This window comes from Flavobacterium aeripolare, assembly GCF_013294025.1.
GTDB lineage: Bacteria > Bacteroidota > Bacteroidia > Flavobacteriales > Flavobacteriaceae > Flavobacterium.
In genome coordinates this window covers 127,017-140,635 of the sequence record NZ_JABSNL010000009.1, presented here as the reverse complement: position 1 = coordinate 140,635, position 13,619 = coordinate 127,017, and the positions used below count along the sequence as shown (strand labels likewise).

The 13,619-nt window shown below is 36.3% G+C and carries 11 protein-coding genes; 7 read left to right on the top strand and 4 right to left on the bottom strand.

Features of this window, described 5'->3' with window-relative positions; genetic code table 11:
* Window positions 1–99 precede the first annotated feature (99 nt).
* On the top strand, window positions 100–1,431 hold the full coding sequence (locus HNQ00_RS11665) for a cytochrome ubiquinol oxidase subunit I (protein ID WP_173838676.1): 1,332 nt from the start codon (window positions 100–102) through the stop codon (window positions 1,429–1,431).
* A 5-nt stretch (window positions 1,432–1,436) separates the two neighbouring features.
* Window positions 1,437–2,513 carry a cytochrome d ubiquinol oxidase subunit II gene (gene cydB, locus HNQ00_RS11660; protein WP_173838675.1) on the top strand — a complete coding sequence of 359 codons (1,077 nt, stop codon included), beginning with the start codon at window positions 1,437–1,439 and terminating at the stop codon, window positions 2,511–2,513.
* 159 nt (window positions 2,514–2,672) lie between these two features.
* Here the strand turns inward: cydB and HNQ00_RS11655 are convergent, their stop codons facing one another.
* Together HNQ00_RS11655 and HNQ00_RS11650 are read right to left on the bottom strand one after the other, a co-directional pair.
* Window positions 2,673–3,458, bottom strand: coding sequence for a sulfite exporter TauE/SafE family protein (locus tag HNQ00_RS11655; protein ID WP_173838674.1), 786 nt, complete (start codon window positions 3,456–3,458; stop codon window positions 2,673–2,675).
* Between the two features lie 71 nt (window positions 3,459–3,529).
* Window positions 3,530–4,156, bottom strand: a complete 627-nt coding sequence (locus HNQ00_RS11650; RefSeq protein WP_173838673.1) for a Crp/Fnr family transcriptional regulator — start codon at window positions 4,154–4,156, stop codon at window positions 3,530–3,532.
* Window positions 4,157–4,439: 283 nt separating this feature from the next.
* Here HNQ00_RS11650 and HNQ00_RS11645 point away from each other — a divergent pair, with 283 nt between their 5' ends.
* The 4 genes from HNQ00_RS11645 to HNQ00_RS11630 all read left to right on the top strand — a co-directional run bounded on the left by HNQ00_RS11645 (window position 4,440) and on the right by HNQ00_RS11630 (window position 9,046).
* Complete coding sequence (locus HNQ00_RS11645) at window positions 4,440–4,751, top strand: rhodanese-like domain-containing protein (protein ID WP_173838672.1); 312 nt, start codon at window positions 4,440–4,442, stop codon at window positions 4,749–4,751.
* Window positions 4,752–4,803: 52 nt separating this feature from the next.
* Window positions 4,804–6,384 carry an NADP-dependent glyceraldehyde-3-phosphate dehydrogenase gene (locus HNQ00_RS11640; RefSeq protein WP_173838671.1) on the top strand — a complete coding sequence of 527 codons (1,581 nt, stop codon included), beginning with the start codon at window positions 4,804–4,806 and terminating at the stop codon, window positions 6,382–6,384.
* Window positions 6,385–6,533: 149 nt separating this feature from the next.
* Entirely contained in the window at window positions 6,534–8,102 is a 1,569-nt protein-coding gene (locus HNQ00_RS11635) for a GMC family oxidoreductase N-terminal domain-containing protein (RefSeq protein WP_173838741.1), read from the top strand.
* Window positions 8,103–8,470: 368 nt separating this feature from the next.
* On the top strand, window positions 8,471–9,046 hold the full coding sequence (locus tag HNQ00_RS11630; RefSeq protein ID WP_173838670.1) for a DJ-1/PfpI family protein: 576 nt from the start codon (window positions 8,471–8,473) through the stop codon (window positions 9,044–9,046).
* Window positions 9,047–9,143: 97 nt separating this feature from the next.
* Here HNQ00_RS11630 and HNQ00_RS11625 read toward each other — a convergent pair whose 3' ends face one another.
* Window positions 9,144–10,001, bottom strand: coding sequence for an EamA family transporter (locus tag HNQ00_RS11625; RefSeq protein WP_173838669.1), 858 nt, complete (start codon window positions 9,999–10,001; stop codon window positions 9,144–9,146).
* A 147-nt stretch (window positions 10,002–10,148) separates the two neighbouring features.
* Here HNQ00_RS11625 and HNQ00_RS11620 point away from each other — a divergent pair, with 147 nt between their 5' ends.
* Entirely contained in the window at window positions 10,149–10,616 is a 468-nt protein-coding gene (locus HNQ00_RS11620) for an OsmC family protein (RefSeq protein WP_173838668.1), read from the top strand.
* 91 nt (window positions 10,617–10,707) lie between these two features.
* Here the strand turns inward: HNQ00_RS11620 and katG are convergent, their stop codons facing one another.
* Window positions 10,708–12,987, bottom strand: coding sequence for a catalase/peroxidase HPI (gene katG / locus HNQ00_RS11615; protein ID WP_173838667.1), 2,280 nt, complete (start codon window positions 12,985–12,987; stop codon window positions 10,708–10,710).
* Window positions 12,988–13,619 lie beyond the last annotated feature (632 nt).

Genomic DNA, 13,619 nt, shown 5'->3' with positions numbered 1-13,619 from the left:
CAGAGGATGATAATTATCAGGATTTAAACCGGTTTTATGTGACTTGAGTTACATAAAATGGCTAAATTTACGGGTAGCTTTACAAAAAAAAATAGCAGTATGGAAGAAATGCTTTTCTACGACAGAATGCAGTTTGCATTCACAATTACTTTTCACTATCTCTTTCCGCAATTAACAATGGGTTTGTCCTTAATCATTGTTTATTTTAAATGGAAATTTCTTAGAACAGATGATATAACTTATAATAAAGCCACCCACTTTTGGATGAAAATATTTGCATTGAATTTTGCAATGGGTGTGGTAACCGGTATTCCTATGGAGTTTCAATTTGGAACCAATTGGGCTAAGTTTTCTGAATTGACGGGAGGCATTATTGGGCAAACATTAGCCATGGAAGGCATGTTCTCCTTTTTTCTCGAATCTTCTTTTCTAGGAATGTTTCTCTTTGGAGAAAAAATTATCGGGCATAAATGGCATTTTGTCACTGGATTGCTCATATTTATAGGGTCTTGGGCAAGTGGTTTTTTAATTATTGCCACGCACTCCTGGATGCAAAATCCTGTGGGTTACGAAATTCTAGCTAACGGAAAGTTTGTATTAAATAACTTTGGTGCTTTATTTGCAAATCCGTGGTTGTGGCCCTCTTATTTGCACAATCAAGCGGCTTCATTAGTAACGAGTTCATTTGTGGTTGCAGGGATTGGTGCTTTATATATCTTAAGTAAACGAAATGTATCCTACGGAAAGTTGTTCCTAAAAACGGGAGTGGTATTTGGATTGATTTCGAGCTTAATTGTAGCGGTTCCTACAGGCGATTTATTGGCAAAAAATGTGGTGAAATACCAGCCAGTCACTTTTGCTGCTATGGAAGGAATTTTTCATACGGAGGAAAAAGGAGCCGAGATTGTACTGATAGGGCAGCCTGACGTGAAGGATAAAAAACTAGACAATAAAATTGCGGTGCCTAATGTTTTAAGCTTTTTGACTTACGGCAGTTGGGACACTACAGTGAAAGGACTAGATCAGTTTGACGAAAGTACCCATCCTACCAATATTTCGGGACTTTATTATGCTTACCATATTATGGTAGGTTTAGGAACGCTTTTTATAGGGTTAATGTCCTTGGCGGTGCTTCAATTATTTAGAAAAAAACTCTTTGAAACCAAGTGGATTTTATGGGCATTGTTCTTTATGATGCCATTTCCTTATATAGCAAACACTACAGGCTGGTATACCTCAGAGTTAGGTAGACAACCTTGGTTAGTTTACAATTTACTACGCACGTCTGCAGGAGCATCGCCTACAGTTTCTTCGGGTAATACATTATTTACCTTATTGGGCTTCGTGGGACTGTATATGTTGTTAGGTTTGTTGTTTTTACTCTTAGTGGGTAAGATTATTAAAAATGGTCCAGGAACTGTAAAAAAATAAAAATTATGGAATTCTTTTGGTATGTTGTTTTAATGGGAATTTTAGCAGTCTATGTAATTCTGGACGGCTACGATTTTGGTGCGGGGATAATTCATTTGTTTTTTGCTAAAACTGAAAAGGATAAAAAAGCAATTACAAATGCTATAGGTCCGTTTTGGGATGCTAATGAAGTATGGTTAATTGCTGCAGGAGGTGTTTTGTTTTTTGCTTTTCCTACGCTTTATGCCTCTTCATTTAGCGGATTTTACTTGCCTTTGATGATGATATTGTGGTTGCTTATTTTTAGGGCAGTTGGTTTAGAATTACGTGGGCAAATCCACCATCCTATGTGGGAAGCGGTATGGGATAAAGCTTTTGGTATCGCGAGTTTATTACTAGCATTATTTTTTGGAGTTGCTTTAGGAAACGTGGTTCGTGGGGTTAATTTAGGGATGGTCACTAATGGGGTTTCGACGCAAGAAGCGCACTTTTTCTTTTTACCTTTGTGGAATCCTAGCTTCAGTCCGCAGGCTGATCAACTAGGGATTATAGATTGGTTTACATTGTTTTTAGGTGTGGTTAGTGTTGTAGCGCTAATGATTCACGGCGCAAATTGGATTATTTATAAAACAAATTCAGATATGAATGTGCGACTAAGAGAAATCGTCTTTAAGCTGAATTTTGTACTTACCGCTTTAGTGATAATATCACTTTCTATTTGGCACAAAATAGAACCACAGCCTTTTCATAATTTCTTGGATTACCCCATATTATTGCTGTTTCCTGTGCTTTGTTTTGTGGGTATTTTTGGATTGTTTAAAGTAAGATCGTTTCAACATGATGGAGCAGGATTTTTATTCTCAAGTTTGTTTTTACTTGGCGGTTTTACCTCTACTGCAGCTTCTATTTTTCCTAATGTTTTGCCGTCTACAAATTCGGTGAATCCTTCTTTGACTATCTACAATACTGCGGCAGGAGAATATGGACTTTCGGTAGGAGTCTATTGGTTTGTAATTGCACTTGCATTAGTAATTACCTATTTCATAATTCAATATAAGGTGTTTAGCGGAAAAATGGATGATGTAGGATATGGCGATCATTGATTTTAATTATTAATACTCCACATAGGAGACTACAAATAAAATGCCCTTGACTCATATAGAGTTCAAGGGCATTTTTATGTTATCTATTGGCGTAAAGCCAAAATGCAACCAACTACTACTTTAAATAGAAATAGCTATTGTTTAAAAAGGGTGCATTTGTTATAAGAATATTTCCTTTGTAATAATATAGATTCCCATCACTAATACAAACCAACCAAAGGCAGGTTTAAGTTTTTTACCATCTATTTTTTTAGATAATTGTGTTCCTATTACTAATCCTATAATAGCAATTGCTGTAATGGTTAGTAAAAGAGTAACATCTAAGCTCATTCCTGTAACAACATCTCCAGCAAAGCCTATAAGTGCATTTATAAAAATAATAAAAAGGGAGGTTCCTACTGCTTGCTTCATAGGCAGTTTTGCAAAAAAGAGTAGGGCAGGAATGATTAAAAATCCGCCTCCTGCACCTAGAAAACCAATAATCAATCCTATAACTAGTCCTATTGTGGCCAGCATTTTATAGTTTATAGTTGCATTTTCTTGATCTACTGTTGTCTTTTTTATCATCGAAAGAGAGGTTGCAATCATTAAAATAGCAAACACAATCATGATTAAGATATTTTTTGTTATTTCGAATGCACCTATTTGAAATAAATTGTTTGGAATTAAATGCAAGACATATTTTCGTACAATAAGAACAGAAACAATAGAAGGCACTGCAAAAATAAAGGCTGATTTTAATTTCAAATTACCCAATCGATAATGATTGTATGCACCTATCATTGAGGTAGTACCCACTATAAAAAGAGAATAGCTAGTGGCTTGCTCTGCCGGCACATGAAACAAATATACTAAAATGGGAACGGCGAGTATGGACCCGCCACCGCCTATAAGTCCTAATGACAAGCCAATAATTACTGCTGCTAGATAACCAAAAATTTCCATATATGCGATTTTGTTACAAAGGTTGCTCGATATAGATTAATGTACAGTAACATTTATCACACAGTCCTTTTTTATTGCAATAAAGCAATTTGATTGCGATGCAACGCTACTAAACCGCGCTGTTCCATCTTTTTTAATAATCTAGATATTACTTCTCTTGAAGTATTTAAATCGGTAGCAATTTCTTGATGAGATACTTTTAATTCCTTACAACCACAAGCCTCTGCTTGCCGTTTCAAGTAAAATTCTAATCGCTCGTCCATAGCTCTAAAAGCAATGTTATCTACTACCTCTAGAATTTCTTCAAATCGTGTTCGATAAGTCGCAATTACAAATTCGTACCAGGACTTATGCTCTCCCATCCATTTTTCCATTAAAGAGAGTGGTATCGAAATTATCTCCACATCTTCAATTGCTTTTGCCATTATCTGGCTTGTTTGTGATTGGGTAGCACAAACCATAGAGATTGCACAAGCTTGCCCAGGATGTAGATGATACATAAAAAATTCCCCACCATTTTCTCCTTCTCGTGTAATTTTTATTTGCCCCTTAGTCAGCAACATCGTGTTGTTAATATACTGTCCACTACGCATTAATATGCTGCCAGATTTAAAAGATTTTACACTTGAATTTGCGACTATTTCTTCGATTAGTTCAGTGGAAAAATCCGGAAATATTTTCTTAATCTCGTTTGTCATGATGGTAGTTTTTGAAGCAATTTTGGTTGCTTATTTGTAAAAGTAAGTGAAAAATAATGATGATTAAGGATTTCTTAAAGAACATTTTTAAATAGTAAAACAGTGACAATTAGACGTTTTAGCCTATCGATTTTGTAGGTAATCTGCAATTTTTTAGTGTCGAAATAGTAATTAACTGAGTATTAAACAATCACGAAAACGTTTGCTGCAGTTTAATCTTTAATTCACAATTTGTTAGTTTTTAGTTAGCAAAAAACATCGTATTTTTACAAAAAAGAACATTATGGATTTAACACAACAAGACTGGATATCACAGTTAGAAGCTGATGAAAACGCGGTAATATTAGATGTACGCACAGAGGATGAATTTAATGATGGTATCATTGAAAACGCGATCAATATTGACATACATAAAGGGCAAGGTTTTATTTCAGAAATCGAAGCCTTAGACAAGGATAAAAATTATTACGTATACTGTCGTTCAGGTGCACGAAGCGGAAAAGCCTGCGAGGTAATGAACGAATTAGGATTCAAAAACGCCTACAACCTAAGCGGTGGAATTTTAGCCTGGAATGGTGATGTAGTTGCACCGTAACAATTAAGGGGCTCAGGCCTCTTTTTTCATTAATATAACTAAAAACAAAACTATGAATACTATACCAGAAGAATATCAAATTAAAGGCCTTCTCAATCAAGATACTTATCTATTGAATGGAGAATTAGTACAGTGGGAAGGGCAAACATCTCCTGTTTTTTCTACAATATCCTCCACTGAGGAGTATATGCCTACCATTTTAGGATCTGTTCCTGCAATGGGAGAAAAAGAAGGATTAGCTGCTGTCGACGCTGCTGATAAAGCGTATAATAATGGGCAAGGATTGTGGCCTACCATGAAGGTGAAGGACCGTATAAAATGCATGACTCGCTTTGTGGTACAAATGGAAGCAACACGTGATGATGTAGTAAAATATTTAATGTGGGAGATAGGAAAAACGCTTGGTGACTCTCAAAAAGAATTTGATAGAACCGTGGAGTATATCTACGACACAATCGAAGATTATAAAAAATTAGACCGTGATAACGCTAAGTTTACTAAGAGTCAAGGTGTAAATGCCATGGTGCGTCGTGGACCGTTAGGAGTTGTATTGTGTCTTGGACCGTATAATTACCCGTTAAACGAAACGTTTGCTTTATTGATTCCAGCATTAATCATGGGGAATACCGTGGTTTTTAAACCAGCTAAGCACGGAATATTAGTAATTTCACCGTTATTAGAAGCATTTAAAAATAGCTTTCCAGCAGGGGTTATCAATATTGTTTATGGAAGAGGCCGCGAGGTAGCATCGCCTATTATGGCATCAGGAAAAGTAACTGTTCTTGCTTTAATTGGTAACAGTAAATCAGCAATTGCATTGCAAGACCAGCATCCTAATAAAAACAGATTGCGTTTAATTTTAGGGCTTGAAGCCAAAAACCCTGCGATCATACTTCCAGACGCCGATTTAGACTTGGCAATACAAGAATGTTTAGCTGGAACATTGTCTTTCAATGGACAACGTTGCACTGCTTTAAAAGTATTGTATGTCCATGAAAATATTGCAGTAGAATTCAACAAAAGATTTGCTGCTAAGGTGGACGAATTAAAATTTGGGAACCCATGGGAAAAAGGTGTTTCATTAACACCACTTCCTGAAAAAGAAAAGCCAGCTTATATTCAAGAATTAATAGATGATGCAACAAGCAAAGGCGCTAAGGTAATCAACGAAAAAGGAGGACAGCATTCACCAAATTACATTTTTCCAGCGGTGCTATACCCTGTAAACAAGGAGATGCGTATTTATCATGAAGAGCAGTTTGGCCCCGTAATTCCTATCTTGACTTTTGATGATATCCAAGAACCGTTGAACGATATGGCCGAATCTAATTATGGCCAACAAGTAAGTTTGTTTGGTAAAGACATTAAAACATTGGCACCGCTTATTGATACATTGGTGAACCTAGTTTGTCGTGTGAATTTAAATAGTTCTTGTCAAAGAGGTCCAGATATTTATCCGTTCACAGGTCGTAAAGACTCAGCTGTAGGAACATTAAGTATTCATGATGCCTTGCGTTCATTCTCGATTAGAACTTTTGTAGCTTCAAAAGACAACGAGTACAATAACGAAATTTTACAAGCATTATTAAACAGTGACGAATCTAACTTTATCACTACGGATTATATTTTGTAAAACATATTTCATTAAATTAAACCGCCTTCAGTTAAAGATAGGCGGTTTTTTTATGCTTCTAAAAAATGAGAGTTAGAGACCATTTCTTTTACTATGCACGCATCATAATTAAATAAAAATGCCTAATTTTCGATAAATAGTAGAAAATGATGCAGCACGATTTTGATTATATCATAATAGGCAGTGGTTTTGGGGGTTCAGTAAGTGCTTTGCGTTTTTCTGAAAAAGGCTATAAAGTACTGGTTGTCGAAAAAGGAAAATGGTACAAAGCAACCGACTTTGCTAAGACCAACTGGAACCTGCGCAAATGGTTGTGGATGCCGTATTTGCGCTTTTTTGGTATAATGAAAATGAGTATTTTCAAGAATATTGTAGTGATTTCTGGAACGGGCATAGGTGGCGGCTCACTAGTCTATGCCAACACATTACCGATACCCAAAACCAATTTTTATAAATCAGGAAGTTGGAGCCAACTAGCCGATTGGGAAACCGAATTAAAGCCTTTTTATCAATTAGCGCTTAAAATGCTTGGCGCAGCTCGCAATCCTAAATTATTTGATGGAGACATCGCACTACAAACGCTTGCAAAAGAGATGGGTCGTGAAGATCAGTTTGAGCATCCTGACGTTGCCGTTTTCTTTGGTAAGGAAGGGCAGCAGGTAAAAGATCCCTATTTTGAAGGTCAAGGTCCTGATCGATCAGGCTGTACTTTTTGTGGTGGTTGCATGACGGGATGTAGGCACAATGCCAAAAATACTTTGGATAAAAATTACCTTTATTTAGCTCAAAATAACGGTGCCGAGATCTTAGCTGAAAACGAGGTTGTAGATGTCGTACCTATAGATAATAATGATGGCGCTTCTGGATACAAAATTAGTGTCAAATCAAGTACAAAAATATTTGGTAAAAAAAAGTATTTCACTGTAAAAGGAGTTGTTTTCTCAGGTGGAGTTCTTGGAACAATCAAATTATTATTAAAGCTAAAGCAAAAATCGCTGCCGTTACTCTCTGATACTTTAGGTGATAATATCAGGACAAATAATGAAACTCTAATTAGTGTTTCTACTCTGGATAAAACTAAAAATTTGTCAAAAGGAGTTGCTATAGGCAGTATGTTGCATACAGATGAAAACAGCCATTTAGAAATTGTTAGGTATGCTGAAGGTTCTGGTTTCTGGAAATTGTTGCATTTGCCTTTATCGAATGGGAGTAACAGTTTGACAAGATTGCTTAATATGTTCAAGCAATTTTTCCGTTTTCCGTTGTCATATTTTAAAATCTATTTTAGAAATAGTTGGTCAAAAAGCACAACAGTTTTACTATTCATGCAATCTATTGACAGTACCTTGAAATTCAAAGAAAACTGGTTTGGCGGGATGTCATCTACTGTAAGTTCAGGCGTAAAACCGTCTGCAGATATTCCCGCGTCTATTGCATTGACAAAAAGATATAGCGAAATAATAGGAGGGAAGCCCACCTCGTTTGTATTAGAATCTATTGCAGGAATTCCCTCCACAGCACACGTTTTAGGCGGGGCAGTGATGGCGGAAGATACTAGCAAAGGAGTGATCAATAAGAATAATGAGATTTTTGGGTACAAAAATATGTTGGTTATTGATGGCGCGATGATATCAGCAAACCCAGGAGTGAATCCGTCGCTATCGATTACTGCAATTGCCGAAAGAGCGATGGCGCAGATAAAACCTAAGATGTCTTAATTATTATCGAACAATTATTCTTCTTTAATTGCTTTATTGTTAATTATTTACGTACTTTTATTAAGCTGTTTACCTTCTAGTAACTCTTTAAAATAGTAGTATAAAAAAGAAAATAAAAATAGTGAAAAATGTGGTACGTGAGAGGCTTCATCGTGAGCCTTATTATACGCATGCAAGCTTGGGCTTTATTCCAAACATCGTATTAAATTTAATTACCGCTAGCATTGCAATTGCTATAATAGTGACGATATTTTATTTTTTAATTCACTTTGTAGCCAATCGATTCTATCAATTGTATTAAAATGATGCTACTTAAACAGCACAGGGTATTTATTGAAAACTAACAATTATAATTAATATAGCACAAGATGAAAAAAATATTGTTTTTGACTGGCGATTATACTGAAGATTACGAGACAATGGTACCTTTCCAAATGCTTGAAATGGTAGGCTATGAAGTGCATACCGTTTGTCCTGATAAAAAAAAGGGAGACAGCATTAAAACTGCCATTCATGATTTTGAAGGCGACCAAACTTACTCTGAAAAACCAGGACATAATTTTGTTTTAAATTATAGTTTCGACAAGATAAATGTTGAAGATTATCATGGATTAGTTATTGCTGGAGGGCGAGCACCAGAATATTTGAGATTGAATAAAAAGTTATTAGAACATGTGCAGTACTTTTTTAAAGTGAACAAACCGGTAGCGGCAATATGTCACGGTATACAAATCTTAACAGCTGCAGATGTAGTTAGAGGAAGAAAGTTGACAGCTTACCCAGCGGTAGGTCCTGAAGTAACTCTAGCGGGAGGTGACTTTCAATCGATACCGGCTGATGGTGTATATGTTGATGGAAACTTAGTAACTTCACCTGCATGGCCTGCTCATCCTAGTTTTATTAGAGAATTTTTAAAAATAATGGGAGCAACAATTACGTTGTAAACTCTTTTTACACTGTAATGGCATTACTTTGCACTGTAATTTTAATAGTGGTGGGCAAGTGTTTAATCAGTTTATAAATTTAAGTTTACTCTACCGCCTACAAAACAGTTTTTTGTTTGGCGGTTAAAGTTGCTCCTGCTGATGCAATTACGACAAAAATTACCGCAAGAATTTCGTTTGTGTTGAGCACTTCTTGTAAAAAAAGTAAAGCACATATTGAAGCGACAGCTGGTTCTAAACTCATTAAAATACTAAAAGTTTGAGAGCTTAATTGACCTAGTGCTTTCATTTCTAAACTAAATGGTATCGCGCTTGACAGTAATGCTAACGCTACTCCCATATATAAATAATTCATGTTCATTAACTGAAAACCGTGACTAGCCAAACCAAATGGTAAAATCAGCAGTGAAGCAAATAGCATCCCTACAGCTACGGCATCACCTCCTTTCATGATCTTAGAAACTTTACCTCCTAGAATGATATAAGCTGCCCAAAAAGCACCAGCAGTTAAAGCTAAAATTACACCCAATAAGTCAACAGTATCGCTTTTCCATGGCGCTATTATTAGGATTCCGGCTGCAGCCAATAAAACCCAGAGGTAATCGATAATTTTTTTTGATCCTAAGACTGCAACCATTAACGGACCTATAAACTCAAGGGTAACCGCAAGACCAATAGGTATTCGCTCGATAGCGAGATAAAAAATCATATTCATCGCCCCTAAAGCTAAACCGTACGGAATAACAAGTTTCCATTGGCGGCTAGTAAATTGCTTCACTTTAGGTTGGTATACACAAAGTAGAATCAATGCAGAGATGCCTATTCGCAAAGATGCAGTTGCGGCTGCTCCTAAAATAGGGAACAATGTTTTAGCTATAGCTGCACCAGACTGCACACTTACAATCGCTAGTAAAACAGCGGGAATAGGAGGTATATTGAATGTTTTATTTTGCACAGCTCATTGTTAAAGGGTGTGCGTAAAGCTACAATAATTTAGCTGAGAACATTATTTAAATTCTAGTCGTTCTGACGCTAATTTGTTAAATAACATTATAATTATCGAATGATAAACAGCATATTTTAAGTACTTTTGAGTAAAAAAATGGGAAGCAAACATCTTTTTCAAGCCAAATTAAAATGGGAATCTCTACTTCAAGCTCAAGAGGGCACTGCTTCTAGGTATACTAAAAACCATGTGGTTTCCTTTGACGGTAAAATGCCTCTAGAAGTTTCAGCAGCTAAGGCTTTTAAAGGTGATCCTAGTAAATATAATCCAGAAGATTTACTATTAGCCAGTATTGTATCTTGCCATATGATGTCTTACCTGTACGTTTGTTCTAAAAATAATATCGAAGTGCTATCCTATTCTGATAGTGCTGAGGCCACTTTGGAAGTTTTAGATAATGGAAGCGGAAGATTTGTTGAGGTACGTTTATATCCTAGAGTTGTATTGCGAGACGAATCAACTTTTGCGAAAGCGCTAGAATTACATAAGGAAGCAAACGAGTTGTGCTTTATAGCTAATTCGTGCAATTTTCCTATTTTACATTTTCCTACGGCAGTACTTTAAAACGTTATTTTTCTTTCGAAAATAAAAATTGCGGTCCCAACTTAAAGTCAGAACCGCAATTATATTTATAATTACTTAAGTGTTTGGTTAATTAGTTCAAATCAAAACGATCTGCGTTCATTACTTTTACCCATGCAGCAACAAAGTCATTTACAAATTTTTCTTTGCTATCATCTTGTGCATACATCTCAGCATAAGCGCGTAAAATCGAATTTGAACCAAAAACTAAATCCATTCTTGTAGCGGTCCATTTTACTGCTCCAGTTTTACGATCGCAAATTTCGTATAATCCTTTTCCAACCGGTTTCCATGAATTATCCATGTCTGTTAGGTTAATAAAGAAATCGTTTGTTAAAGCACCCTCGTTAGCAGTGAAAACTCCGTGTTTAGTTTGACCGTAGTTAGTACCTATCATTCTCATTCCACCTACAAGCACGGTCATTTCTGGTGCAGTTAAGCCCATTAATTGTGTGCGATCAAGCATCATTTCTTCTGAGCTTACGGTGTAATCTCTTTTGCTATAATTACGGTAACCGTCAGCTAGTGGCTCTAGAGGATCAAAAGATGCTGCATCTGTCATTTCTTCTGTAGCATCACCACGTCCAGCAGAAAATGGAACTGTAACTGTAAGTCCTGCCGCTTTAGCAGCTTTCTCTATACCTAAATTTCCAGCTAATACAATAGTATCAGCAATACTGATTCCGAATTCACTTGCGATAGGTTCTAAAATACCCAAAACTTTTGCAAGTCTAGCAGGTTCGTTTGCTTCCCAATCTTTTTGCGGCGCTAGTCTAATGCGTGCTCCATTTGCACCACCACGTAAGTCAGATCCACGAAAAGTACGTGCACTATCCCAAGCAGTATTTACCATCTCGGCAACACTTAATCCAGCGGCATCAATTTTATTTTTTACAGCAGCAACATCATAATTTGAAGCACCTACTGGAATGGGGTCTTGCCAGATTAAATCCTCTTGAGGAACATCAGGGCCGTAATATCTCACTTTAGGTCCCATATCTCTGTGCGTTAATTTAAACCAAGCACGAGCAAATGTATCAGAGAAATACTCTTGATCATTCATGAATTTTAATGAGATTTTGTTGTAAATAGGATCTACTTTCATGGCCATATCTGCATCAGTCATCATAGGGTTGTGCTTGATGGTAAAATCTTCAACATCTGTAGGTTTGTCTTCTTCTTTTATAGAAACTGGTTCCCATTGCCAAGCTCCTGCGGGACTTTTACGTGGTTCCCATTCATGGTTAAACAACATTTGGAAAAAACCGTTATCCCATTTAGTAGGGTTAGTTGTCCATGCACCTTCAAGTCCGCTTGTTACAGTGTAACGTCCTTTACCCGTATTGCTAGGGTTTTTCCAGCCCAATCCTTGTTCTTCAACATCAGCAGATTCTGGATCAGCACCTAGTAAACTAGCATCACCATTACCGTGCGTTTTACCTACCGTGTGACCACCAGCAGTTAACGCTACTGTTTCTTCGTCATTCATTGCCATACGGGCAAATGTTTCACGAATGTGTGCCGCAGTTTTCATTGGGTTTTGTTTCCCGTTTACTCCTTCTGGATTTACATATATTAAACCCATTTGAACTGAAGCTAATGGATTTTCCATGGTTGAAGGATCTTCAACATCAGTGTAACGTTCCTCACTAGGAGCTAACCATTCCATTTCTGATCCCCAGTAAACATCTTTCTCTGGGCTCCAAACATCTTCTCTACCAAAGGCAAAACCATATGTTTTTAATCCCATACTTTCATAGGCAATTGTTCCTGCTAAGGCAATTAAATCTGCCCAGCTCACTTTGTTACCATATTTTCTTTTAATTGGCCATAATAATCTTCTTGCTTTGTCTAAACTAACGTTATCAGGCCAAGAGTTTAAAGGAGCAAATCGCTGGTTTCCTTTTCCAGCACCACCGCGACCATCAGATATACGGTATGATCCACCAGAGTGCCATGACAAACGAATCATTAATCCTCCATAATGTCCCCAGTCTGCAGGCCACCAGTCTTGACTATCTGTCATTAATTTGTGCATGTCTTGCTTTAAGGCAGGAATGTCTAATTTTTTAAGTTCTTCTAGGTAATTAAAGTGTGCACCAAGAGGGTTTGTTTTTGTATCGTGTTGGCTTAAAATATCCAAGTTAAGAGCGTTTGGCCACCAGCTAGTTACTGATGCTTTTGAAGAAGTATTCCCGCCATGCATCACAGGACATTTTCCTGCTGAACTTGCGTGATTACCTTCGTGATTACCTTCTACAATTGTTGCTCCTTCATTCAATGGCAATTGCTCATGATTTACAGGGCATTTACCTTGTCCGTTTGATGGGTCTGCATTTTGATTGTTTTCCATAGTAGCTATATTTATGTTTTTTTGGTTGAATTTTCTATCGCAAATCTAAAACTATATTGCGTCGTATAAGCGTGTTTGCAATTGTACTATTTTATCATTGTATAACTGTTTTCTATGGCTATTTTAAATAGCATCGATATATTAAATAGTTATGCGTAGTTATGACTAATTTATGCTGATTAGCGGTGTCAATTATTTATTCGAAAATAAGTACTCCTGTAAATTTACTAAAAGGAATCCAAATGAATAAGTGTATTAATGATTAATTAACGTGCTGTGCTACATTGTCATACTATTATAATGTTGAAAATAAAAGTACGCATAAAAAATTGTAGGGAAGCGGCTTACTGATTAATTTAGTATTAAATCTTCTGTATTTTTACGAATCATAATTTTTGTTTGCTGTTTCATAAGTGTTTTGTTTTCAATTTGATAGAGTTGTATAGGAATTAAATGGACTTAGATGATTTGGACTTTATGCTTCAATTTAGTTTAAATATTTTATGCTAAGAAAATACAGTTGCGGATTAAGAGGGTGTATTTAGTAGTAAGAGAACTAAGCCCTGAACATAGTAAACTTATCGATTTAGATTAGCTGTCAGTTGTTCACAATTACTATTTCAAAAAAAAAG